At 63.8% G+C, this 24,166-nt stretch carries 25 protein-coding genes and 1 pseudogene; 19 read left to right on the top strand and 7 right to left on the bottom strand.

What is annotated here, in order from left to right; translation table 11 throughout:
• Window positions 1–199: 199 nt before the first annotated feature.
• Window positions 200–745: a cytochrome b gene (locus tag RX327_RS12165; RefSeq protein WP_160321825.1), complete on the bottom strand. Its 546-nt coding sequence runs from the start codon at window positions 743–745 to the stop codon at window positions 200–202.
• An 8-nt stretch (window positions 746–753) separates the two neighbouring features.
• A complete protein-coding gene (locus tag RX327_RS12160; protein ID WP_050387797.1) occupies window positions 754–1,617 on the bottom strand; it encodes an oxaloacetate decarboxylase in 864 nt (287 codons plus the stop codon).
• A gap of 155 nt (window positions 1,618–1,772) precedes the next feature.
• On the opposite strand from RX327_RS12160, the gene RX327_RS12155 reads away from it, so the two are divergent.
• From RX327_RS12155 to RX327_RS12145, 3 genes are all read left to right on the top strand, one after another.
• Window positions 1,773–2,240: a MarR family winged helix-turn-helix transcriptional regulator gene (locus tag RX327_RS12155; protein ID WP_317250369.1), complete on the top strand. Its 468-nt coding sequence runs from the start codon at window positions 1,773–1,775 to the stop codon at window positions 2,238–2,240.
• Window positions 2,241–2,433: 193 nt separating this feature from the next.
• Window positions 2,434–2,664, top strand: coding sequence for a hypothetical protein (locus tag RX327_RS12150; RefSeq protein ID WP_050387799.1), 231 nt, complete (start codon window positions 2,434–2,436; stop codon window positions 2,662–2,664).
• A gap of 48 nt (window positions 2,665–2,712) precedes the next feature.
• On the top strand, window positions 2,713–3,318 hold the full coding sequence (locus RX327_RS12145) for a CarD family transcriptional regulator (RefSeq protein WP_082190838.1): 606 nt from the start codon (window positions 2,713–2,715) through the stop codon (window positions 3,316–3,318).
• Between the two features lie 78 nt (window positions 3,319–3,396).
• Here the strand turns inward: RX327_RS12145 and RX327_RS12140 are convergent, their stop codons facing one another.
• Window positions 3,397–4,083: a hypothetical protein gene (locus RX327_RS12140; protein ID WP_050387800.1), complete on the bottom strand. Its 687-nt coding sequence runs from the start codon at window positions 4,081–4,083 to the stop codon at window positions 3,397–3,399.
• A 112-nt stretch (window positions 4,084–4,195) separates the two neighbouring features.
• Between RX327_RS12140 and opgC the strand changes: the two genes are divergently transcribed.
• From opgC to RX327_RS12120, 4 genes are all read left to right on the top strand, one after another.
• Window positions 4,196–4,474: an OpgC domain-containing protein gene (gene opgC, locus RX327_RS12135; protein ID WP_050387801.1), complete on the top strand. Its 279-nt coding sequence runs from the start codon at window positions 4,196–4,198 to the stop codon at window positions 4,472–4,474.
• A gap of 281 nt (window positions 4,475–4,755) precedes the next feature.
• Window positions 4,756–5,604, top strand: coding sequence for an Npun_R2479 family HD domain-containing metalloprotein (locus RX327_RS12130; RefSeq protein WP_050387953.1), 849 nt, complete (start codon window positions 4,756–4,758; stop codon window positions 5,602–5,604).
• 285 nt (window positions 5,605–5,889) lie between these two features.
• Window positions 5,890–6,891 carry a tryptophan--tRNA ligase gene (gene trpS, locus RX327_RS12125; protein WP_283090058.1) on the top strand — a complete coding sequence of 334 codons (1,002 nt, stop codon included), beginning with the start codon at window positions 5,890–5,892 and terminating at the stop codon, window positions 6,889–6,891.
• Between the two features lie 83 nt (window positions 6,892–6,974).
• On the top strand, window positions 6,975–7,175 hold the full coding sequence (locus tag RX327_RS12120; protein ID WP_050387954.1) for a hypothetical protein: 201 nt from the start codon (window positions 6,975–6,977) through the stop codon (window positions 7,173–7,175).
• Between the two features lie 11 nt (window positions 7,176–7,186).
• Here the strand turns inward: RX327_RS12120 and RX327_RS12115 are convergent, their stop codons facing one another.
• From RX327_RS12115 to RX327_RS12105, 3 genes are all read right to left on the bottom strand, one after another.
• Complete coding sequence (locus tag RX327_RS12115) at window positions 7,187–8,056, bottom strand: aldose 1-epimerase family protein (protein WP_317250367.1); 870 nt, start codon at window positions 8,054–8,056, stop codon at window positions 7,187–7,189.
• A 112-nt stretch (window positions 8,057–8,168) separates the two neighbouring features.
• Complete coding sequence (locus RX327_RS12110) at window positions 8,169–8,936, bottom strand: enoyl-CoA hydratase-related protein (protein ID WP_050387804.1); 768 nt, start codon at window positions 8,934–8,936, stop codon at window positions 8,169–8,171.
• A 77-nt stretch (window positions 8,937–9,013) separates the two neighbouring features.
• Entirely contained in the window at window positions 9,014–9,448 is a 435-nt protein-coding gene (locus RX327_RS12105; RefSeq protein ID WP_028334454.1) for a MarR family winged helix-turn-helix transcriptional regulator, read from the bottom strand.
• Window positions 9,449–9,746: 298 nt separating this feature from the next.
• Here RX327_RS12105 and RX327_RS12100 point away from each other — a divergent pair, with 298 nt between their 5' ends.
• The 8 genes and pseudogenes from RX327_RS12100 to RX327_RS12065 all read left to right on the top strand — a co-directional run bounded on the left by RX327_RS12100 (window position 9,747) and on the right by RX327_RS12065 (window position 18,227).
• Complete coding sequence (locus RX327_RS12100) at window positions 9,747–10,646, top strand: CHAD domain-containing protein (protein WP_244482658.1); 900 nt, start codon at window positions 9,747–9,749, stop codon at window positions 10,644–10,646.
• 165 nt (window positions 10,647–10,811) lie between these two features.
• On the top strand, window positions 10,812–11,084 hold the full coding sequence (locus tag RX327_RS12095) for a helix-turn-helix domain-containing protein (protein WP_038377518.1): 273 nt from the start codon (window positions 10,812–10,814) through the stop codon (window positions 11,082–11,084).
• Window positions 11,081–13,096: a hydrogenase 4 subunit B gene (gene hyfB / locus RX327_RS12090; RefSeq protein ID WP_317250366.1), complete on the top strand. Its 2,016-nt coding sequence runs from the start codon at window positions 11,081–11,083 to the stop codon at window positions 13,094–13,096. Before RX327_RS12095 ends, hyfB begins: the two co-directional genes overlap by 4 nt.
• Window positions 13,087–14,043: a respiratory chain complex I subunit 1 family protein gene (locus RX327_RS12085; protein WP_317250365.1), complete on the top strand. Its 957-nt coding sequence runs from the start codon at window positions 13,087–13,089 to the stop codon at window positions 14,041–14,043. The genes hyfB and RX327_RS12085 overlap by 10 nt, the downstream gene beginning before the upstream one ends.
• On the top strand, window positions 14,043–14,705 hold the full coding sequence (locus tag RX327_RS12080; protein ID WP_317250364.1) for a hydrogenase-4 component E: 663 nt from the start codon (window positions 14,043–14,045) through the stop codon (window positions 14,703–14,705). The genes RX327_RS12085 and RX327_RS12080 overlap by 1 nt, the downstream gene beginning before the upstream one ends.
• A pseudogene (locus tag RX327_RS12075) lies at window positions 14,702–16,151 on the top strand (hydrogenase 4 subunit F). Before RX327_RS12080 ends, RX327_RS12075 begins: the two are co-directional and overlap by 4 nt.
• An 18-nt stretch (window positions 16,152–16,169) precedes the next feature.
• The gene (locus tag RX327_RS12070) at window positions 16,170–17,681 is read left to right on the top strand and encodes an NADH-quinone oxidoreductase subunit C (RefSeq protein WP_317250363.1); all 1,512 of its coding nucleotides are present in this window, start codon (window positions 16,170–16,172) and stop codon (window positions 17,679–17,681) included.
• Window positions 17,682–17,693: 12 nt separating this feature from the next.
• Window positions 17,694–18,227, top strand: coding sequence for an NADH-quinone oxidoreductase subunit B family protein (locus RX327_RS12065; RefSeq protein ID WP_050387810.1), 534 nt, complete (start codon window positions 17,694–17,696; stop codon window positions 18,225–18,227).
• A gap of 49 nt (window positions 18,228–18,276) precedes the next feature.
• On the opposite strand, the gene RX327_RS12060 is transcribed toward RX327_RS12065, so the two are convergent.
• Complete coding sequence (locus tag RX327_RS12060; protein WP_050387811.1) at window positions 18,277–19,287, bottom strand: LacI family DNA-binding transcriptional regulator; 1,011 nt, start codon at window positions 19,285–19,287, stop codon at window positions 18,277–18,279.
• Window positions 19,288–19,385: 98 nt separating this feature from the next.
• On the opposite strand from RX327_RS12060, the gene RX327_RS12055 reads away from it, so the two are divergent.
• The 4 genes from RX327_RS12055 (at window position 19,386) to RX327_RS12040 (ending at window position 24,158) form a co-directional block, all read left to right on the top strand.
• Entirely contained in the window at window positions 19,386–20,258 is an 873-nt protein-coding gene (locus RX327_RS12055) for a phytanoyl-CoA dioxygenase family protein (protein ID WP_028334463.1), read from the top strand.
• A gap of 126 nt (window positions 20,259–20,384) precedes the next feature.
• Window positions 20,385–21,731: an MFS transporter gene (locus tag RX327_RS12050; protein WP_028334464.1), complete on the top strand. Its 1,347-nt coding sequence runs from the start codon at window positions 20,385–20,387 to the stop codon at window positions 21,729–21,731.
• 3 nt (window positions 21,732–21,734) lie between these two features.
• Window positions 21,735–22,595, top strand: a complete 861-nt coding sequence (locus tag RX327_RS12045; RefSeq protein WP_050387812.1) for a sugar phosphate isomerase/epimerase family protein — start codon at window positions 21,735–21,737, stop codon at window positions 22,593–22,595.
• Window positions 22,596–22,652: 57 nt separating this feature from the next.
• Window positions 22,653–24,158, top strand: a complete 1,506-nt coding sequence (locus RX327_RS12040) for a hypothetical protein (protein ID WP_317250362.1) — start codon at window positions 22,653–22,655, stop codon at window positions 24,156–24,158.
• Window positions 24,159–24,166: the final 8 nt, after the last annotated feature.

The following is a 24,166-nucleotide window of genomic DNA, read 5'->3' as shown; positions in this document are numbered from 1 at the left end:
CTTCTCGACCGCAAGGCAACATGCCCGGCCAAGGAATGCTTTGGCGACGATGCGCCCGAAAGCGGACGCGTCATGGTCACTTTGAGTTTTGTCGTTCGTGACCCATTGCCGAACTGAAAGTCACTCTTTGTCCAACCCCGCCGCCCGCCCCGGGCGCGCGGCACGGCGGTTCGAGACGGCCAAATCGCCGTCATCGGGCTCACCGCTCAATCAGGGTTGGCCACATCCTGCGCAAAACACCGTCCTTGATCACATAGCGGTGGAAAAGCGCGGCCGCGGAATGAAGCAGTGCCACAACGACGATGATATTTGCGATCAATCCGTGCCACGCATTGACGCTACGCATGAATTCGTCACCGCCGAATTTCGGAAAGTGCAGAATATTGAACAGTGGGAAACCGTGCGCAAACACATTGGCGATACCTAGTGCGACCATGATCACGAGCAGCAGATCGATCAGCCGGTGCATTGCCACTGCCGTCACATGGAGGACGCCGCGGTTAATCGGCGGCAATCTACGGCCGCGTGTGGCGCGCCAGAACATTCCGAAGATCACTACGCTCGCGAACGCAAAACCAAACAGGACATGCACGGACCAGATGTCGACCCGAAGCGGGCCCCGCTGCAGAAGGTTAGTTGTCCTACCGATCAGAAACTGGATCGCGACGAGAATTGCGGTCGCCCAGTGCAGCGTGATCGTCGTGCGGTCATAGACTTCCGGCTGACTTCCAGATGTGTCGGTCACGGCGCGGCTCAATCCGCTTCCGATGAGGCGTATTTTTCCTCGAAAGCCCACACCTCCTGAAAACCAATCAACGAGCTGAACACGTTGAAGTCATAGAGCGGCTCCTGCACCGGCTTGTCTTCGGCCAGCGCACTATAGACGTTGTTCAGAGCATAAGCGGTAGCGAGCAGGCCCGCCGTCGGATAAATAGCCATCCGGTAGCCGATTTCCCTAAGTTTATCCTGACTGAGAATGGGGGTCCGACCCCCGTGCAGTTGGTTCGAGACCAGCGGCACGCCCAAAGCCATTCCGATCTTTCGCATCTCCGCTTCCGATTCCGGACTCTCGATGAAAATAATGTCGGCCCCGGCTTTAGCATAGGCTTCGCCGCGGCGGATCGCTTCATCGAGACCAAGTTGCGTGCGAGCGTCCGTGCGCGCGATGATTAGGAAATCTTTCGACGAGCGGGCATCGTTCGCGACGGTCAACTTGTTGACCATCTCCTTGGCAGAGATCACGTGCCGGTTCGGCGTATGCCCGCATTTCTTAGGGCTCTGCTGATCTTCAAGCTGGATCGCTGCGGCTCCAGCCTTCTCGTAGCCGCGGACCGTATGATGAACATTCAGCAGACCACCGTAACCGGTATCGCCATCGGCGATCAGCGGCTTGCGCACGGTTTGGGCGATAACCTGCACGCGATCTAGCATCTGCGAATAGGTCGCTAGACCGGCATCAGGCAGTCCGAGGTAGGACGCCGCGACCCCATAGCCTGTCATGTAGAGGGCGTCGGCCTTGGTGCGATCGGCGAGCTTGGCGGAGACCAGATCGAAGACACCGGGACAGGTCACAAACGGCTTTTCCTCGATCATCTTTCTCAGGGTTTTGGACGTCATCGTGATCTCCTCAACTGATTTTGGATGATGAGGTGGGCTGCGATCGTCACGATTGCCGGAGGCGGCCAGCGCAGCAGTCCTCCTGCACGGAAGCATTCAACAGATCGCTCATGGCCTCTATTGCTATCCGTCAATAGCTATTTGATAGTAGCAATATGAAAATTCAACGCCGGAACCGCGACATCACGCAACTGCGAAAACAGTTGATGGACGCTTCCCGCCGGCTGCGTCGTGAAGCCACCGCGGACGATCGATCCTGGGCGCGGTTGCTCGTGCTGGGTGCGATCGACCGCCACGGCGAGTTGGCCACACCTTCGGTGCTCGCGGCTGACGAAGGCATGCGCTCTTCAAATCTTGCTGCAGCGCTGCGCTCCCTCGAAGCGCGCAAGCTGATCGTGCGGACGCCGGACACCAAGGACCGGCGCAAAGTCAGGCTCCGGCTTAGTTCAGCCGGGCAGCGATTTCTCGATGACAGCCGCGCCCGCGGCGAGCACTGGCTCACCGAAGCCATGGATGCATGCCTCACGGCCAGCGAGCGCTCGGACCTGATCAAAGCCGGAGCCTTGCTCGACCGCGTCACGGCTTATTCCAAAGCGGCAACGCGGCGCAGCCAAAAATCGTGAGATTCCGTAGGACTGATTTCAGTTTGAATGTCGCAATTGGCCCATAGCTGACGGTCTTTGGATGACCAACGGGAATGACGGCTCTCCGAAGTGAACCGGGAATCCATGGGTTCGGTCGCTATCGGCGGCTTTTGACCCCAAGCGGTCGCGGCATCATCGCGCCTGCGGTACGAATGAGTGAGCTGATCGAGGCATGAGAGATCGCGTCTCTGGGTTTGGCAAGTGTTCGTTTCATCGGCACGGAACGATTGATTTCGCCGAGTGGGAACACGTTGCCAAGAAGCCACAGCGATTGAAGGGAATAGAAATTGGAGCCGTCATTCTCGTGGCGGCGCGCGCGCTCACGGCTTATTGGTTAGGGATCAGATCGGGCAACATGAATCATTTCCAGCCCGGCAGTTTGTTTCAGACGCTGATTGATTAGAGCTGGAATTGGCACGAGCCCATTCCAGAAGCCATGGAGCTTCGCGAAATGAATTTCGATAATCAGACCAGATCTAGTTATTCGAACCACACACATTCAGCATCAGCGACCTCCGCCGATGAAACGAATAAGGGCCAGGACGGCGAGACACGCTTTGGATTTAGAGCAACGGACTTGATCGTATACCCTGCGCACGGCGTCGGCCAAATTGTAGCGATTGAGGAACAGACAATGGCGGGGGCTTGCCTCGAGTGCTTTGTCGTCTATTTCGCGAAGAGCAAGATGACGCTACGCGTTCCGACGAGGAAGGCGGCAAACGTCGGAATGCGCCAACTGTCCGATCCCGTTTCCATCGAGCACATGCGACGAATTCTGGGGCAGGCGCCGCACAAAGCGCGGGGTAATTGGTCCCGGCTTGCCCAAGAATACGAAAGCAAGATCAATTCGGGCAATATTATCGCTATCGCGGAGGTCATGCGCGATCTGTATCGGCCCGCGGTCAATGCCGAGCAGAGCTACAGCGAACGACAACTGTACGCTGCGGCAGTCGAACGCCTGTCAGGAGAAGTGGCGCTTGTTAGCGGCATTACTGAAGCAGAAGCCGTCAGGGAGCTTGAAAGCCTCATAATTGCTGAGGTCAGGCGGAGCGCATAGAGACCAGTCGGACATCCTCGGAACGTCTGCGTCCGGGTCCTGGCCGACGTTCCGGCGCCCCTGGCCAGATATGGTTTCCTAGGATGGCCGTTCGACGAAGGCGACGGCCTTATTGCTGTAGGTCCATATCGCGCCGTCGCGTTTGCTGATCCCGAGAAAGGCGGTCTTTGTACCGGCATATTTCATGTCCCGATTGCCCCCGTCGATGCCGTAGGCCCATGGGTCGAGGCACAGGAACTCGGTGATCTTGCCGTCGGCTCCCGATGTGCGGTGCCCGACGATGCCCACATAATGAGCGCCGCCGAGGGAGGCCCTCACCGGCACCTTGTTTTCGAGATTCTTGATTGTCCAATCCACCGCTTTGCTGGGATCGCGGCCCGCGCTCACCTGGTCGCGCGCCGTCGGTTCGGCCATTTTCCAGCCCATGTAGCGGACAAACACGATCTTGATGATCGAACCGCACCAATATTCATTGTTAACTGCCTTGAGGAAACCGCCATTGTTCTGGTTCCACGGCAGCTTGCTCTTCTTGTAGTTTTCCATCGACGCGTCAGCGGTCGCCGCCAGGGCGGGAAGGGTGTGCAGCTGTTCATCCACCAGCATTTCATAGACGCGATGGCGGTTGTCCAATTCGTCGCTGGCGTCCTGATTGCTGTAGAACTTGCGATAGGCGGTGGGTGCCTTGGCCACCGTCGTGACGGTGTGGAAATAGTGCCAGATTAGATCGGTTTTCCACGAGGAGTCGCGGACATGGGTGTCGGGCATGGAGAGGGTCCATATAAGGCATTCGGCTGCGGCGGCTTCGCGGTCTTTTCCGCTTGCGGTTGGACCAGCCGCGCTGAATGGTTAGTCCCCGCTGGATTGATGACGGTTCAACGTGGACTTTGGTGGCGCCAGGACCGCCCTGCCGGATTTCGACGCTCCCTCCTGTGTTTTGCTTCGGCGGTTCCTATCGTTCGCTGCTCACTGGATACTTGTTCAGGTCTCGGGCGGAATTTTTGCCCAGATACTCGTGAGTGTCTTGGGCATTGTACTTCTGGTGGGCATCGCCTGGTTGGCAACTTGGTACCGCAGCCTACCGATGCTCTTCGCGGTACCGGAGACCTCCGAGAGCGACAAGCTCGAGTTCGGACCCAAAGACCGCGCTAGTCTTTGAAGGGCATTAACTAGGGCTCTCGTGTCAGCTTCAGGTCAAGCGCGACCGTTTCGCCCGGTCTCAGCAAAATCCGGCATGCACCTCACAGCGGACAGTTTGGCGGTCGGGTGCATTGATCGCGATGGGCCATCAGCAACAGTTCAGCCTTGCCTCATCCCGGGTAGCTCTCAAAACCGGGCTCGACGGGCCTCCGGCTCCCAGGCTCCGGCCCAATTCGCGGGACCAACAACCCGGTGACGAAATACCCAAACCGGCATAGCATCCGCGCATTGGAGGCGATCATGTTCAACCCAACTCAAATTGTCATCCAAGCGTTTGTCGATCAACTTAAAGGTACATACGGCCAAATCTACGGAATCCTCGAGCCCGCCTATCCGGACATCATCGGTTTCGTTGGGCGCCTCGCGTTGGAGAATATCGCCAATAGCGATGCGGCCTACCACGACATGAACCACACCATCATGGTGACGTTGGTGGGACAGAACATTTTACTCGGGAAGCATACGAGCGAAGGCGGCGTCAGGCCGCGCGACTGGCTCCATTTCATGATTTCGCTCTTATGCCACGACATCGGCTATGTACGCGGGGTATGTCGAGGCGACCGGGACGGACTTTATGTTTGCAACGAAAACGGTGATCGCGTCCGGATATCTGCTGGAGCCACGGACGCATCCTTGACCCCCTATCATGTGACACGATCCAAGCTCTTCGTCCGCGAGCGTTTCGGCAAGGTGAGCTTGACCTCCATCGACACAAAAGAAATCGAGGCAAACATCGAGCACACGCGCTTTCCGGTACCGGGGAAAGAGGAGCATACCAGTACGGCAGATTATCCCGGCCTGCTTCGTGCCGCGGATTTGATCGGCCAATTGGCCGACATTGACTATTTGCGGAAGACGTCAGCCTTGTTTGCCGAATTTCAGGAGACTGGCGCAAGCGAGAAACTCGGATATCAGACTCCCGACGATCTACGTGCAGCGTACCCTGCTTTCTTCTGGAAGGCCGTCTGCCCCTATATCGGCGACGCACTTCGATATCTGCGGGTCACGCAGGAAGGTAAGCAATGGATCGCCAACCTTTATGCGCACGTGTTCTCGGAGGAGCACCGGGGAGCGATTACTCGAGCATAGCCGGGTGGACCAATCCATGGAAATCTTAACGTGTGGATCCGACAGATGGTCCGTCACGATTCTAGCGAGAATGACTGGCCATGCCGTCTTGACCGGCTCGCTCGATTGCCTTACGCCTCACGCCATGAACCGCTCGATCCTGATCGCCAATCTCTGGTGGCTCGCCGACTGACAGGCGGGCCGAACGCGTTCATGCATTTCGGGGCCGCCGCATTGGGCGGCCTTTTTCTTTCACCTCATCCAGCCCGCATGCGGTGTCCCCATTCAACCGAATGGAGATAAGCCGTGACCAAACCGATCATCCTCACCGGCGACCGCACCACCGGGCCGCTGCATCTCGGCCATTACGTCGGCTCGCTTCGAAGCCGCCTCGCGTTTCAGGACAGCCATGAGCAATACCTGCTGCTCGCCGACATGCAGGCGCTGACCGACAATGCGCACGACATCGGCAAGGTCCGCGGCAACGTCGTCGAGGTCGCGCTGGATTATCTCGCCGTCGGCATCGATCCCGAACGGACCTCGATCTGCCTGCAGTCGCAACTTCCGGCGCTTGCGGAATTGTCGATGCTCTATCTCAATCTCGTCACCGTCGCGCGGCTGGAGCGCAATCCCACCATCAAGGACGAGATCCGCGCCCGCGGATTCGGACGCGACATCCCGGCGGGCTTCCTGTGCTACCCGGTGGCGCAAGCCGCCGACATCACCGCGTTTCGGGCCACCGTCGTGCCGGTCGGCGAGGACCAGGCTCCCCTGATCGAGCAGACCAACGAGATCATCAGGCGCGTCAACGCACTCGCCGGCCGTGCGATCCTGCAGGAGGCCGTGGCCGTCATACCACGCGCGGGACGGCTGCCGGGCGTCGACGGGCGCGCCAAGATGAGCAAATCCGCCGGCAATGCGATTGCTCTCTCGGCCTCGCCCAAGGACATCTCGGCCGCGGTGCGTGCGATGTTCACCGATCCCGATCATCTGCGCGTCGGCGACCCCGGCAAGATCGAGGGCAATGTCGTCTTCCTCTATCTCGACGCGTTCGACGACGATCGCCACGCCGTCGAGGAATTGAAGGCGCGCTATCGGCGTGGCGGTCTCGGCGACGCAGCCGTCAAGCGGCGGCTCGAGGACATCCTGCAAGCCCTGATCGCACCGATCCGGACCCGGCGCGCCGAGCTGGCGGGCGATCGCGACCATGTCGCTGACGTGATCAGACGCGGAACCCTGAAAGCCCGGGAGATCACCGAGAGCACCAAGCGCGATGTGATGGCGGGACTCGGCTTGTTCCAGCTCTGAATGCGCTGTCATCAAACCATGGCAGGAACTGTGCTTGCCTGTAACAGTTGTCCGCTTGGCGAAAACCGGATTTGGAGCTTGTCGTGATCGATCCGAAAACGCTTCTCGAACGCGCCGCGCAATTGACCGATCAGGCCAAGGGCGAGGAAGATGCCGGCATCCGCGAGCGGCTGCTTCGCATGGCCGACCATTACCGCGACCTGGCCGCACACGAGGCCTGGGCGAACGAGAACCCGCCATCGGTCGGCGCGATCACCAGTGCGCTCAGCCCCCGCGCACATTGACCTGCTCTTCGTCAGCTCACGCGAATGCGATAGCCCAGTGACTGCCGCGCGCCCGGTGCAATGTGCATCAGGCCGGGCTTGTCGGTGAACTCGCCGTCGAATTCGACCGGGCTGGCGAAACCGTGCCACGACTCGATGCAGAGGAACGCCGCGCCGCCGACCTTCGACCAGATGCCAAGTTCGCGAAAGCCGCGCCAGGACAGCTCGATCGCGGGTCCCCGACCGGCTGCAAAGCGGACCCACGCGCTCGCAACCTGATCGAGGATCATGGCATCGTCGTCGAACAATTGCTCGGACAACGCCAGCACCCTGCCCCTGATCGGACTCGGCTCGGCTTGCTGCCGCATCAGCCCGCCCTCAAGCCGCCGGATCGGCGCCGGCTCATCCTTCGCGAAGGTCAGCGCGTAGGCTTCCTTCCGCCCCCCCGGAAGGAGCGGCCAATTGAAGGCGGGATGACCGCCGAGCGACGCGGGCAATGTCTCCTTGCCGGTGTTGACGATGTCGAAGGCGACATCGAGATCGGCGCCATCAATGGTATAGGTGACCTCGAGCCTGAACGCGAAGGGATAGCGCGCACGCGTCTCCGTATCGTCGGTGAGCGCAAGCTTGCAGGATCGGTGCCCTTGCTCCACCCAGGCAAAGCGGCGATCCCGCGCAAAGCCGTGCTGCGTCATCGGATAGGTCGTGCCGTTGTGGCGCAGCGTATCGTTCTTCAATCGGCCGACGATCGGGAACAGGATGGGCGCATGACGCGGCCATTGCGGGCCGGCCTGCCACAACAGTTCGGTCCCGTCGGCATTTCTGAGCGACGACAATTCGGCGCCCTGCGCCGAAATGGTCGCGGCGATTCCATCGCCGCGCAGCGTGTGACTGTCGCTCATGCCTCGCCTCGCCGGGTTGCGCTATGCCCCGACAGGAGATGTTCGAAGCCGGCGAGGCCGTCAACCCCAAAGCAAATGGGGCCGCCCTTGCGTCGCGGCCCACGCTTCGGGCCTAGCCGGTAATCTTGGAGAAATCGGGCTGGCGGCGCTCGGCAAAGGCGGCAAAGGCCTCGCGTGCTTCCGCGCTCATCAGCCGTTCCTGGAAGATCTCGCCCTCGCGCGCCATCTGCGCGCTGATCCTGGCGGGGTCGCGCATCAGCGCCTTGGTGTGCTGGAGCGAGCCGAACGGCCGCTTCGCCAGCGCGTCCGCCGCCGCGCGCGCCTTGGCGCGCAGGTCCGCGAGCGGCACGACCGCGTTGGCGAGGCCGATCGAGACCGCCGTCTCCGCCTCGACCGGTTCGCCGAGCGCGAACATCGCATAGGCCCGCGCATAGCCGATGCGCTGCGGCAGCAGATAGGTCGAGGCCGCCTCCGGCACCAGCGCCAGATTGACGAACGGCGTGATCAGCCGCGCGGTCGGCGCGAGGTAAACGAGGTCGCAATGCAGCAGCATGGTGGTGCCGATGCCGACCGCATTGCCCTGCACGGCGGCAACCAGCGGCCGCGTCGCCTTGGCTAGCCCGGCGAGGAAGCGCGTCACGTGGCGCTCGCCCTGCACGCCGCGCGACACCGCCGCGAAATCGGCGAGATCGTTGCCTGCGGTAAAGCTGTCGCCGTCGCCCTGCAACAGCACGGCGCGGATCGCAGCATCGCCCTCCGCGCGCTCGAGCGCATCGGCCATCGCGCCATACATCGCGTTGGTGATCGCGTTCTTCTTGTCCGGGCGCGCCATCGTCACGGTGAGGACGCCACCGTCCAGCACTACGACCACTTCACTCATGCTTCACTCCTGTTGCTCGGTTCGTGTTTGACGCGCCTTCTTCACGCCAACCGGTAGCCACTTCGCTTGAAGACGCTCTAGCTGTCTTTGTCTTTCGGAAACTTGTCTTGCAGGCTGGTCAGCCAGCGCGACACCACCTCGATCTCCGCGTCCGAGAAGCCGTCCATCAGGCGGCTATTGATCGCCCTGGTCCGCGTTGCGGCGCGCTTGCCGAGTTCCTGCCCCGCCGCGGTCAGATGGAGCCGCTGGCTGCGCCCGTCCTCGCCATCGCGCCGGCGCTTCACGAGACCTGCACGTTCCATCCGGTCGGCGAGGCCGCTCATCGCCGACGGCACGATGTCGAGCGCCTGCGAGACGTCGCCGATCAGCGCGCCGTCATTGCGCCCGAGAAAGAACAGCACGCCGGCCTGGGCCGACGTCAGATCGTGGATGGCCGTCTCCTGCTCGATGGCGCGCTGCAACCGGCGATAGCCCACGGTCAGGAGAAAGATCAGCCGGTGTTCCGCTTTCATAACGCCGTTATATATTTCGTATGCGAAATATCAAGATATTTCGTGCACGAAATATCCGGCGCTGCGGCGAACTCCACCCTCCCTTTGCCGCGGCTTCGAAACCTTGATGTTCCCCGGAAAGTTTCAGCCGGGATATCGACCGAAACGAGCTCCTGCCGTCGGATTGATGCGACATTTTGATCGCGTCGCCGCATCGCTGCGCTGCAGCCAGCAGAAAACGCTTGATCGACATCGATCAAACGGGAAATCTTTGCATCCGGGAGCCGCGTTGCAGCTCTCGCGGGGTCACGAGAGTGTCATGACGTTAGCGGCAAGTCCGGCCAGGGAGCGTGTTGTCCGCCCGAAGCGGCCACGCCATCTCAGCGAAGCCATGCGTTGTGAGACCGCGTTCCGCCTGATCCTGTCCGAATGCCTCGAGGAAGTCTCGACCAATCACGAGGCCATGAGCTCCGGCGATCCCGCCGCGCTGCACCAGACCCGTATCGCGCTGACGCGGCTGAAGGCGGCGATCGCCTTCTATGGGCCGATGGTGGCGGACGCCGAATGGACGCGACTGAAATCCGAGTTGAAATGGCTGAGCGCCCATCTCGGCGCCACGCGCGACCTCGACGTCGCGATCGAGAACAGCAAGGGCCTGCCTGAAGAAGGCATGCTCCAGACGGCGCGAACAGACGCGTTCGAGGCGCTCAAGGAGGCGTTGCAAAGCGATCGATACTGGCGATGGTTCGACGGCATGTGGGACTGGGTCGGCAGCGGCCCCTGGACCACGCGGCAGGACCCCCGCGCCGCGCAGCGGCGAGCCGTGCCGGTTGCGGTGTTTCACGCGCGGCGGCTGGCGCGATGGCATGGCAAGCTGTGCCAGAAGAGCCGCGGGCTGCAAGGCATGGGCAAGAACAAGCGCCACCGCGTCCGTCTCGCCAGCAAGCGGCTGCGTTACGCGATCGAGTTCTCGGAGGGCGGCTTGCCCCCCGACGAATACGCGTCATGGCGGATCATCCTGAAGCATCTGCGCAAGGGACAGCAATTGCTCGGCGAATTGAACGATGACGAGGTCCGTCGCGGGCTGCTCGAGAGCGCCGATGCACCCGCGCAACGCGCCCACGAGCGCAAGGCCAAGCACCAGCGCGTCCACGAGCGGAAGCGCAAGAGCCGGCTGCTGCGCCACGCCGCGGCGGTCTATCGAAAAATCTCCGACTGAGTGCACATCAGCGAAGCCTCGTCGGCGCGCGGATACCGCTCGCGTTGAGGACCGCACATTGGAACGATGTATAAAACATCATTTGTTGTACTTGTAACATCATTACTTGGTGTGTATAAATGACATCCAAATTGACGCGACTCTCACATCGACGGCCATTAATCGATGATCACCGCGGCGCAGCTACGAGCGGCCAGAGCCTTGCTCGGCATCGACCAACGGCAGCTCGCCGAGCTGTCCGGACTTTCGGTGCCAACCATCCAGCGGATGGAGGCGAGCGAAGGTACCATTCGCGGCAACGTCGACTCGCTCGTGAAACTGATCGACGCGCTCGGCACAGCCGGCGTCGAGGTCATCAATGAGGGTGCCGTCAGCAACGGCGGCGGCCGCGGGGTGCGATTGAAGGCCGGATCAGGCTCACCGACGGTGCAGACATGATCCCGGCGGTCACTCAGCAGATCTGGTGTGTAGCCGCCCTGCTGGGAACGACCGCTCTCGCGATTGCAGCGAGCAGATCGCGCCAATCGACAGCCATCGTCTACGGCACGACCTTTTCGATTTCGCTGGTCGCCTTGGCCGGGGCCCTGCTCGCGCTCATCTCCCGTACCAGCGCGACAGAACTGGCTCTGCCGATCGGCTTGCCCTGGCTGGGATCGCATTTTCGCCTTGACGCGCTCGCCGCATTCTTTCTCGTCGTGGTCAATCTCGGCGGTGCGGCCGCAAGTCTTTATGGCCTCGGCTACGGCAGCCACGAATCCGCGCCGCAGCGCATCCTTCCCTTTTTCCCGGCGTTCCTGGCCGGCATGAATCTCGTCGTGCTCGCCGACGATGCGTTCACCTACCTCTTGTGCTGGGAATTCATGTCGCTCGCGTCGTGGGCGCTCGTCATGGCGCATCACCGTGACGCGGATAACGCCCGCGCAGGCTACGTCTATCTCGTGATGGCAAGCTTCGGAACGCTGGCTCTGTTGCTTGCCTTCGGCCTGCTGGCGGGAGCCGGCGGCAGCTACAGCTTTGCGGCCATCCGCGCTGCTCAGCACACCCCGTCCGAAGCCGCACTGGTGCTCGCGCTGATGCTGCTCGGCGCCGGGTCGAAAGCCGGCCTGATCCCGTTGCACGTGTGGCTGCCGCTGGCTCATCCCGCCGCGCCGAGCCATGTCTCGGCGCTGATGAGCGGCGTGATGACGAAGGTTGCGATCTACGGATTCATCCGGATCGTATTCGATCTGCTCGGGCCGCCAAGCTGGTCGGCGGGTGTCGCGGTTCTCATCCTCGGCGGCGCCACCGCCGTCATGGGGATCCTCTACGCGCTGATGGAGAAGGATCTCAAGCGCCTGCTCGCCTACAGCACGATCGAGAACATCGGCGTCATCTTCGCAAGCCTCGGCCTTGCGCTGGCATTTCAGGCGAACGGCCTCGGCCTCGCGGCGGCCCTCGCCTTCACGGCCGCATTGTTCCACGTTCTGAACCATTCGTTGTTCAAGAGCCTGTTGTTCTTCGGCGCCGGCGCGGTGCTGGGAGCGACCGGCGAGCGCGACATGGAGAAGCTCGGCGGCCTGATCCATCGCATGCCGAAGACGGCGTTCGCGATGCTGGTCGGCTGCGCCGCGATCTCGGCATTGCCGCCGTTCAACGGCTTCGTTTCGGAATGGCTGATGTTTCAGGCCGTCCTGCAGAGCCCCGATTTGCCGCAATGGCTGCTGAAGATCATGGTGCCCGCGGTCGGCGCCTTGCTGGCGCTGGCCGCCGCGCTCGCCGCTGCATGCTTCGTCAAGGCTTTCGGCGTCACGTTCCTCGGCCGCGCGCGGAGCCCGGCCGCAGAAGCCGCCCGCGAGGTCGATCGCTGGTCGCTCGCCGCGATGTTCAGCCTCGCCGCACTCTGCTTCCTCGCCGGCATTGTGCCGGGCCTGGTGATTGACGCGCTTTCGCCGGTTGCGCAGGCCGTGATCGGCCACCGGATGCCGGTTCAGCTGGACGACGCCTGGCTCTCGATCGTTCCGATTGCGGAGAGCCGCAGTTCCTACAACGGATTGCTCGTCTTTGCTTTCATCACCGCCGCGGCGTCGCTCGCGGCGTATTTTATCCATCGCTTTGCGTCGCGCGCGATCCGGCGCGGACCGGCCTGGGGTTGCGGCTTCGCCGATCCGACACCGGCAGCGCAGTATTCCGGCGTGAGCTTCGTGCAGCCGATCCGGCGCGTGTTCGGCACGCTGGTGTTCCAGGCCCGCGAGCATGTCGACATGCCCGCGCCGGGCGAGATGCGGCCGGCCCGCCTCAAGGTCGATATGCACGATCTGATCTGGGAGCGGCTCTACACACCCGTGACTGAGGTGGTGTGGTTTTTCGCCGACCGGCTGAACCAGCTCCAGTTCCTGACCATCCGCCGCTATCTCAGCCTGGTCTTCGCAACCCTCGTCACATTGCTGCTGGCACTCGCGATATGGTCGTGATCTCGGACATCCTCGTTCAGTTGGGTCAGATGACGCTTGTGCTGCTGCTCGCGCCGCTGCTGACCGGCGTCGTGCGCAGGATCAAGGCCCGCCTGTTGCGGCGGAAGGGACCGTCGATCTTCCAGCCCTACCGCGACCTGATTCGCCTGATGCGCAAGGACGTCGTGCTCGCGGACAACGCATCCTGGCTGTTCCGCGTCACGCCCTATGTGACGTTCGCTGCCATCTGGGTCGCGGCGGCGCTGGTCCCGACCTTTGCGACCGGGCTGCAATTCAACTGGAGTGCTGACCTGATCGCGATCGTCGCGCTGCTCGGCAGCGCCCGTTTCTTCCAGGCGCTCGCCGGCATGGACGTCGGAACCGCCTTCGGCGGCATCGGCTCCAGCCGTGAGGTAATGATCGCCTCCCTCGCCGAGCCCGCGATGCTGATGATGGTGTTCTGCGTCGCGCTGATTGCCGGCTCGACCCAGTTATCGACGGTCGCGACCTTCATGGCGTCGTCCGAAGTCGGACTGCGCGTCTCGCTCGGCATGGCGATGATCGCCCTCATCATGGTGGCGCTCGCCGAAAACGCCCGCATCCCGGTCGACAACCCGGCGACGCATCTGGAGCTGACCATGGTGCACGAGGCGATGATCCTCGAATATTCCGGGCGTCACCTCGCCATGATCGAGTTCGGCGCCTTCCTCAAGCTGCTGCTCTACATCTCCCTGATCATCTGCGTGTTCTTCCCGTGGCAGATCACCACGGAAGGCGCCGGGCCGCTGTCCTATCTGGCGAGCGTTGCCGCCTACATCCTCAAGCTTGCGGTCGCGAGCTTCCTGCTTGCCGTGTTCGAGACCGCGATCGCCAAGATGCGCGTGTTCCGGATTCCGGAGTTCTTGGGCGCGGCGCTGATGCTCGGCCTGCTCGGCACGCTGCTTCGGTTCGTGTCACGGGGCTTCTGATGCATAACCTCGCCTTCGACATCGCCCATCTGCTCGCCGGCGGGCTCGTGCTGATCAGCTTCATGATGCTGTACCAGGACCGCCTGTATGCGCTGCTGAACATCTTCGCACTTCATGCCGTGGTGCTCGCAGCTTCCGTCGCCTGGCAGGCCTTTATCCAGAATGCGCCGCATCTCTACGTGACCGCGGCCATCGCACTGGTCTTCAAGGCGATCGTCATCCCGGTGGCTTTGCATCGGATCATCAAGCAGCTCGGCATTCATCGCGATATCGAGACCGCGGTGAGCATCGGTCCGACCATGCTTGCGGGCATGGGGCTCGTCGCCCTGTCCATGGTGCTGATGCTGCGCGTCACCGGCGCGGCCGATCCGCTGGCGCGCGAGGACCTTGCCTTCGCGCTGTCGGTGGTGCTGCTGGGGCTCCTGATCATGGTTACGCGACGCAACGCCGTGAGCCAGGTCGTCGGCTTCATGTCGCTGGAGAACGGGCTGGTGCTGGCGGCAACCGGAGCCAAGGGCATGCCGCTGGTGGTCGAGATCAGCGTCGCCTTCTCGGTGCTGATCGCTTTCATCGTGATCGGGATATTCCTGTTCCGCATCCGCGAGCGTTTTGACACCGTCGACGTCGGCGCGCTCGATGAATTCAGGGGGGAGCGCCGGTGACTGTCGCGTCGGATGCCGTCACCTGGGTTCTTTTGATACCGATCACCGCCGCGGCGGTGCTGGCCGCGCTGCCCGGCTACCGGTTGACCGCGGGTCTCAACATCGTGGCCAGTCTCGGCACCTTGCTGGCAGCGCTTTCGCTGCTCGTGGTCGAGCGCCCGCAACCCGGCCAGTACCTGCTGATCGACGATCTCAACATCGTCTTCATCGTGCTCAACACCTTCGTGGGATTCACCACGAGCGTGTTCAGCGCGAGCTATATCGCCCATGAGCTCGAGACCGGACGGCTGACGCCGGGCTATCTGCGATTTTACCATGCCATGTATCAGGTGATGATGTTCGGCATGAACCTCGCATTCGTGTCCAACAATATCGGCCTGATGTGGGTCGCGGTCGAGGTGGCGACGCTGACGACCGTGCTGATGGTCGGCATCTACCGCACCCATGAGGCGCTGGAAGCCGCCTGGAAATACTTCATCCTCGGTAGCGTCGGCATCGCGCTCGCGCTGTTCGGCACGATCCTGGTCTATATGGCGGCGCGCCCCGCGGTGGGCGAGGGGCTGGACGGCATGGTGTGGACGGTGCTGATCAGGCGTGCGGCGACGTTCGATCCGGCGTTGCTCAACGTCGCCTTCGTTTTCCTCTTGCTGGGCTACGGCACCAAGGTCGGCCTCGCGCCGCTGCACGCCTGGCTGCCGGATGCGCATGCCGAGGGCCCTACGCCGATTTCGGCGGTGCTGTCCGGTCTGCTGCTCAATGTCGCGCTCTATGCGCTGCTGCGCTTCAAGATCCTGCTCGCCGCCAATCCGGATGCGATATCGCCGGGCCCGCTGATGGTGACCATGGGCCTGATCTCGGTGATCTTCGCGGCGCTGATGCTGTACCGGCGCCGCGACATCAAGCGGATGTTCGCCTATTCCTCGATCGAGCATATGGGCATCATCGTCTTCGCCTTCGGCATGGGCGGCCCGCTCGCCAACTTTGCCGGCCTGCTGCACATGGTGATGCACAGCCTCACCAAGTCGGGAATCTTCTACGCGGTCGGCCACATTGCGCAGGTGAAGGGCACGCAGCGGATCGCCAACATTCGCGGCCTGACCGAGTCGCATCCGGCGCTCGGCTGGAGTTCTCGTGATCGGCGTGGTCGCGATCGCCGGCCTGCCGCCGCTCGGTATCTTCATGAGCGAATTTCTCATCGTCAGCTCCACCTTCGCGCGCCAGCCGCTGCTCGCCATCCCGCTGGTGTTCGGCCTGCTGCTCGCCTTCGGCGCGCTGATCCTGCGCCTGACCAGCCTTGCGTTCGGCGAGCCGCGCGGCAATGCCGCGCCGGCGGATGCGTCCTATTTGCCGATGTTCGCGCATTTCGCGCTGGTGCTGACTGCGGGCATCTACCTTCCGGGACCGCTGGTCGTCTGGTTCCAGCACGTCGCCAACCTGCTGGGTTAGCGCGAGGGAGAACGGGATATGCCGAGGTTGATCGATCTGATCCGGGCGGGCCACAGGATCGAACGGCATCATCCATGGCCGCGCGCCGTGGTGGACGGCGATACCTGGCGCACCACAGCTCACGCATTTGCGGATGGCGGCCTGAGCCTGCTCGGGCTGTGGGGTGAGCCATCGCGCGTGCACATGGCCGTCCTCGACGAGCGCACGTCCGATATCGGCGTGATCAGCCTGGATTGTCCCGATCGCCAATTTCCTTCGGTTGCGGCCCATCATCCGCCGGCGCTTCGATTGGAGCGCACGTTGCATGACCTCTTCGGATTGCAGGCCATGGGCATACCGGATTCCCGCCCCTGGCTCGACCACGGCCGTTGGCAAACGCGCTTCCCGCTCGGCGAACGTCTCGATGCATCGGTGGACGCAGCGCCTTATCAATTCCTTTCGGCCGAGGGGGACAGCCTGCATCAGATCGCCGTCGGTCCGGTGCATGCCGGCATCATCGAGCCAGGGCATTTCCGCTTTACCGCGAGCGGAGAGACGGTGGTCCGCCTCGAGCAGCGGCTCGGCTACACCCACAAGGGCGTCGAAGGGCTGATGGCGGGGAGCACGATCGAGCAGGCCGCGCGGCTCGCCGGCCGGGTCTCCGGCGACAGCACGGTCGCCTATGGGCTGGCGTTCGCGCAAGCCGTCGAGGCCGCGCAGCGGATTGCCGTGCCGCCACGCGCGCTGTTGCTGCGCGCGCTGATGGCCGAACTCGAGCGGCTGGCCAATCATCTCGGCGATATCGGCGCGATCTGCAACGACGCGTCGTTTGCGCTGATGCAGGCGCATTGCGCCGTGCTACGCGAATCCGTGCTGCGCGCGGCCGACGCTGCATTCGGCCACCGCCTGATGCGCGACCTTGTCGTGCCCGGCGGCGTCGCGCGCGATATCGCCGGCGATGGAGCCGACGCGATCCGGGCCGCGCTCGACCAGATCCGCCGGCATTTCCCGGCGCTGATCGAGCTCTATGACAACACGGCGTCCTTGCAGGACCGCACCGTCACCACGGGCATCGTTGCTCCAACGCTCGCCCGGCAATTCGCCGCCGGGGGCTATGTCGGGCGCGCGAGTGGCCGCGACCATGACGCCCGACGCAAGCCCGGCTATCTCCCCTATGATGGCCTCCGCTTCGAAGTCCCCGTCCTCAGCGACGGCGACGTCAACGCCCGGGTCTGGATCCGGATCCGCGAGGTTGAGCAGAGTCTTGCGCTGGCGTACCAGATCCTCATCGGCCTCGAGGCCGGCCCGGTGCAAGTGCCGTTGCACAATGCGGCAGAGCCCTGCGAAGGCATGGCGCTCGTCGAAGGTTTCCGCGGCGACATCCTGGCCTGGCTGCGCCTGAACGGCGATCGGATCGAGCGATGCCACCTGCGCGACGCCTCGTGGTTCCAGTGGCCGCTGCTGGAAACCGCGATCGAAGGTAACATCATTGCCGACTTCCCGCTCTGCAATAAATCGTTCAACTGTTCCTATTCGGGGCAGGATCTCTGAGAGTTTGAGGCGATGCGCAAACTTCTGTTCCAGAGCCTGTTTCGCCAGCCATTGACGGAACAGGCGCCGCGCCCGGACGACGCTGCGCTCGCGGAGCTCGCGGCCATGGTCGGCCGCACCGCACGACGACGCCTCGGCCGCAGCCTCTCGATCCGCGAGGTTGATGCAGGCTCCTGCAACGGATGCGAGCTGGAAATACACGCGTTAAGCAATCCGTATTACGACGTCGAACGGTTTGGAATCCGGTTCGTCGCCTCGCCCCGTCACGCCGACGTGCTGCTGGTCACGGGTCCGGTCACGAAGAACATGCGCGAGGCGCTGGAGCGCACCTACCGTGCGACGCCGGATCCCAAATGGGTCGTCGCTGCGGGCGATTGCGCCAGGGATGGCGGATGCTTCGCCGGCAGCTACGCCGTGGTTGGCGGGGTCTCCGCGGTTATTCCGGTCGATCTCCACATTCCGGGTTGCCCGCCTTCGCCGATCGCCATCCTGCGGGGCCTCGTGAGCTTGCTCGAGGCGGTTGACTCCGGGGTCGCGGCAAGGTGAAAGCGCGGAAAGAAGCGAGCACCTCCGCCCGCACCATGGACGAGGCGCGCTAGCCGCTGTCGCGCAGCACCAGCTCGAAGCCGAGATCGACGCGGCGCTCGCCGCCGCGCTCCAGCGTCAGCGTCGCCGCGGTGCGGCCGATCGCGTCGCCATGCACGCTGATCGTGCTCAGCGTCGGCGAGATCAACTGGCCCATTTCGAGATCGCCAAGCCCGATCACGGCGACCGGTTGCGCCGATGCAGGCCCGTCGCGCAGCAGCCCAGCCTTGCGCAGCCCGGACATGAAGCCGATCGCATGCGCATCGTTGGCGGCGAACACCGCGTCGACACCGGGCAGGCGTGCGTGCGCCGCCACGCTGCCGGAATCCTTGCGGTCCAGGATCAACCGGCGCGGCTCGGCAAGGCCGCTGGCCAGCGCCTCGTCCCTGAAGCCGAACCAGCGGCGCGTGCCGCGCGGATCGTCGCCGCCGATGAAGGCGAGCTGCTTGCGGCCCTGCGCGACCAGATGCTTCGCGACGGCGACACCGGCCTTGTAATTGTCGAAGCCCGCGACCGCGTCGATCGGGTTTGCCGGCAGATCCCAGGTCTCGACGATCGGAATGCGCGCATTGCGCAGCAGGCGGCTGCCCTCCTCGGTCGCCGGCGAGCCGACCATGATGATCGCCTCGGGCCGCCGCGACAACAGCGCCGCCAGCATGCGGTCCTCGCGTGCCGCATCATAGCGCGACTGCGCCAGGATCACGGAGAAGCCGAGCGGCTCGAGCTTGTCGGACAGGCCCTGCACCGTGTCGGCGAAGATCGAGTTGGCGATGGTCGGCACCAGCACGCCGACCGAATTGGTCCGCGCGCTCGCCAGCGCGCCCGCCACCAGGTTCGGGACATAGCCGAGATCGCGCATCGCCCGCTCGACCCGCGCCCGGGTCTCCGGGGCGACCAGGTCGGGCATCCGCACCACCCGGCTCACCGTGATCGAGGAGACGCCGGCGCGCTTGGCCACCTCTGAAAGGGTGGGCGCGGCACCGGCCGGGCCGGTCCCGGGGGCGGTCAGTTCGGAGCTCATGGGCTGGAGCCTGCACGATTCCGGGTTGCCAAGCCATGATGTTAGCGCTAGCATCACCTCATGTTAGCGCTAACATGAAACAAAAAGGGAGAAACGGCATGATTTCGGACGAACAGGCCCAGGCTTACAAGCGCGACGGGGTGATCGTGGTCCCCGAGGTGCTCAACCAGGAGACCTTAGGCAAGGTGCGCACGGTCCTCGCCGAGCTCGTGGCCGGCGCCGCCAGCGTGAGCGAGCACACCGACGTCTACGACCTCGAGCCGGGCCATTCGCCTGACAATCCGCGCGTCCGCCGCATCAAGGCGCCGCACAAGGTGCATCCGATCTTCGACGAGATCGTGCGCAGCCCCGCCGTGATCTCGATCCTCACCAAGCTGATCGGCCCCGGCCTTCGCCTGCACGGCTCCAAGCTCAACATGAAGTCAGCGCAATACGGCTCGCCGGTCGAGTGGCATCAGGACTGGGCATTCTATCCGCATACCAATGACGACATCCTCGCGATCGGCGTGCTGCTCGACGATTGCGACATCGAGAACGGCCCGATGCTGGTGACGCCGGGATCGCACACCGGCGCCACGATGTGGGATCATCACGGCGAGGACGGCCACTTCGCGGGCCTGATCGATCCGGACCAGATCCAGGACGACATCAAGCGCGCGGTGCCCTGCATGGGCAAGGCCGGCAGCATGTCGTTCCATCACGTGCGCGCGCTGCACGGCTCGGCGACCAACACGTCGAACCGGCCGCGCAACCTGCTGCTCTATGAAGTGGCCGCCAGCGACGCCTGGCCGCTGATGGGCGTCAAGGACTTCGACGAATTCAACAGCCGCCTGCTGGCGGGCCCTCCAGTGGTCGCGCCGCGGCTCACCGACGTGCCGGTGCGGATGCCACTGCCGCCGGCCAAGCGACAGGGATCGATCTACGAGACCCAGTCGGCATCGAAGAAATCCTACTTCACGCGCGCCGCTTAAGACCGACCACAATGCCCGCGGCCAGGCCGCGGGCATTGCCGCTTTCACGAGCACGATCCGCCGCGACAACTGCGGAGATCGTGCCCGATCAAAACGACCATAAAAACCAAAACAACGGGGAAACGAATGACCGAGATGGCAAGAGATGGCGCTCGCACATCGCGCCTGCGTGTGATCCTGGCCGCAAGCATCGGCTCCGCGCTCGAATGGTACGACTTCTTCCTCTACGGCACCGCAGCGGCGCTGGTGTTCGGCGAGCTGTTCTTTCCGAAGAGCGATCCGGTGGTCGGCACGCTGCTGTCGTTCCTGACTTTCGGCGTCGGCTTCGTGGTGCGGCCGTTCGGCGGCCTTTTGTTCGGCATCCTCGGCGATCGCTATGGCCGCAAGCCGGTGCTGGTCTCCACACTCCTGATGATCGGCATCGGCACCACCGCGATCGGCTTCCTGCCGACTTATGGGCAGATCGGGATCTGGGCGCCGATCCTCCTGGTCGCGATGCGCGTCATCCAGGGTCTCGGCGCCGGCGCCGAGTATGGCGGCGCGGTGATCTATCTGGTCGAGAACGCACCGCCGAAGCATCGCGGCTTCTGGGGCGGCTTCGCGCCGCTCGGCGTCTCCGTCGGCAACCTGCTTGCGGCCGCCGCCTTTGCGCTGGTCACCATGCTGCCGCGCGAGGATTTGATGAGCTGGGGCTGGCGCCTGCCTTTCCTGGCGAGCTTCCTGCTGATCGTCGTCGGCATCTTCGTCCGCATGCGCATCACCGAGACGCCGGTTTACACCGAGGCGGTGGTCGCGCGCGGCAAGGTCGAAAGCAATCCGGCGATGGAAGCGTTGCGCCGGCATCCGCGCAACTTCTTCGTCGTGCTCGGCGCCCGCATGGCCGAGAACGGGCTCGGCTATTTCTTCCCGGTGTTTGGGCTGAGCTACGTGATCACCACGCTCGGCGTGCCCAAGGCGGAGGCGCTCAGCGCGCTGATGCTGGCATTCACGGTCGAACTGTTTGCGATCCTCGGCTTCGCGGCATTGTCTGACCGGATCGGACGGCGGCCGGTCTACATGTTCGGCGCGCTGGCCGGCGTGGCGCTCGCCTTCCCGTTCTTCTGGATGGTCGGCACCAAGGAATGGATCATGATCGCGCTCGCCTTCATCCTGGCGCGCGCGGTGGTAACGGCGGCGATGTTCGGGCCGCAGGCGGCGTATTTCGCCGAGCTGTTCCCGCCGCAACGCCGCTTCGCGGGCTTTGCCTTCGCCCGCGAGCTCGGCTCGCTGCTGTCGGGTGGTCCGGCGCCGTTCGTCGCCACCGCGCTGGTCGCAGCCTATGGCACCTGGTGGCCGGTCGCCTGCTACGCGATGTTCCTGTCCGCCTGCACCGTCGTTGCGATCTGGATCGGGCCCGAGACCTACCAGGAGAACATCGCCGCCGACGAAGGCGAACATGCCGAGCTGCCCACGGCGATCCCGGCGCGGGCCTGATCGGTGGCGCAGCAACTGCGTGTCCTGCAGTCGCTCTGGGCGATGGAGCGGCGGCTGGCGGATGAGGGCGAATGGCCGCTGCAAACCCAGCTCGCGATGATCCGCGATGCCGGGTTTGACGGCGCCGGCGTGCGCTTCATCGATCCTGTCTTTGCGCGCGAGGTGACGAGCTTCCTTCGCGCGCATGGCATGATCTGGCAGGCGCAATGCTACCCGAGGACGGTCGACGACCTGAAACCGGTGCTCGAGCTGGTCGCCCGGCTCGGCGCCGATCATGTCAACCTGCAGCCGGACGTTCGGCCGCGCCGGCTCGCAGATTGCATTCCGCTGCTCGAAGGCTGGCGGCGGCTTGCCGCGGAGGCCGGCGTTGCCGTGCATGTCGAGACCCATCGCGACCGCATGACGACCGACCTGTTCTTCATGCTCGACCTGCTCGACTGCTTTCCCGATCTGCGGCTCACCGCCGATCTCTCGCATTATCTGGTCGGCCGCGAATTCGCCTGGCCGGTCGACGACGTCAACCATGCGATGATCCATCGCATCCTCGACAATGCCTGGGGCATCCATGGCCGTATCGCGAGCCGCGAGCAGGTGCAGATCTCGCTCGGCTTTCCGCAACACCAGGGCTGGGAGTCGCTGTTCATGGGTTGGTGGGACTACGGTATCCGCTCGTGGCGGAAACGTGCCGGTCCCGACGCCACCCTGACCTTCCTGTGCGAGCTCGGTCCCCCGCCCTATGCCATCACCGGGCCCGACGGCAGGGAACTGTCCGACCGCTGGCAGGACGCGCTGGTCATGAAGGACACGATCCGCGCGCTTTGGGATCGTATCGCGAACGAGCCGCAAGGCCCGTTCCCGCATTGATTCAAGCAAGCCGCGGCGGCATCCTGAACGCCACAATCCGGAACGCCGCGAGGACCCGTGCGCGACCGCTGGGCTTATCCGCTTCGATGCCTCGTCGCCGTCTCGGCGATGGCAACCTTCGCGCATACGAAGGCGGCCGCGGCAGAGTTCGCCCTGAATGTCGCGACCCTGCCGCGCGTCGCGACCATCGACCCGCGCTTTCAGTCCTACAACATCGAGATGGTCGAGGTGACCGGCGGACGGTTCTGGAAGCGCTACGCAACCGCCGCCACGCGCCGGCGAGCAGAAACGGAGCGGTTCGCAGCTCGCGCTCCGATCGACCTGCACGATGGCAGGCTGCACAAGCTCGCCGCCGCGCTCTCTCCCGCCTATCTGCGCGTCAGCGGGACCTGGGCCAACAGCACGTTTTTTTCGGATTCCGAGACGCCACCGGCTGCACCGCCAGCCGGCTTCAACGGCGTGCTGACGCGACGGCAATGGCGGGACGTGATCGAGTTCTCGCGCGCCGTCGACGCTCCCATCGTCACGTCCTTTGCGATCAGCGCGGGCGCGCGTGACGCTGCGGGGCAATGGAGTCCCGAGCAGGCCCGGCAACTTCTCGCTTTCACGCGATCTGCTGGCGGGCGTATCGCCGCGGCCGAGTTCATGAATGAGCCCGATCTGCCGGCCATCGGCAGTGCCCCTGACGGCTACGATGCCGCGGCCTACGGCCGGGATTTTGCAGCGTTCCGCGGCTTCATGAAGGACACCGCGCCCGACGTGACGATCCTCGGCCCCGGCACGATCGGCGCCGGCGCTGAGGCCCAAGCGCTTTTCGCCGCATCAGCGGCAGGCATCGACGCGGTCTCCTACCATCACTATGGCGCGCTGTCGGCGCGATGCGGCGGTGATCGCAGGGCAAGGCAGGCATTGTCGGACGAATGGTTGGCGCGAACCGGCAACAGCCTCGCCCTCTACGAGACGCTGCGCGACCAGCTTGCACCGGGCAAGCCGATCTGGGTGACCGAGACGGCCGAGACCGCGTGCGGCGGCAATCGCCTGGCCGCGACGTTCACCGATACGTTCCGTTACCTCGATCAACTCGGATGGCTGGCCAAGGCCGGCGTTCAGGTGGTGATGCATAACACGCTTGCCGCGAGCGACTATGGGCTGCTGGACGAGCGCACGCATCTGCCGCGGCCGAATTATTGGGCTGCGCTGCTGTGGCGGCGGTTGATGGGCACCACCGTGCTGGATGCCGGTATCGCGGAGCGTCACGGCTTCCATGTCTATGCGCATTGCGCGCGCGACATGCCCGATGGAGTGGCCCTGCTCGTCATCAACAATGATCGGCGGATGCGGCACAAGCTCACGCTGTCAGCCGCCTCGCAACGTTACACGCTCGCGAGCGAAAAGCCTGCCGACGGCAACGTCCAGCTCAATGGCGCGACGCTTTTGCTTGGAGCCTCTGATCGCATCCCCGCGCTGGACGGCAATGCGACAGTCGCCGGAACGATCGTCTTCGCACCGGCAACCATCACGTTCCTGACCGTCACCGACGCCGGCAACGCCAATTGCCGGTAGCGGCCCGA

Origin of the sequence: Bradyrhizobium sp. BEA-2-5 (genome assembly GCF_032918025.1) — a bacterium.
Taxonomy (GTDB): domain Bacteria; phylum Pseudomonadota; class Alphaproteobacteria; order Rhizobiales; family Xanthobacteraceae; genus Bradyrhizobium; species Bradyrhizobium pachyrhizi.
Note: the sequence above shows the minus strand (reverse complement) of the source record. Positions and strands in the feature narration are given on the sequence as shown.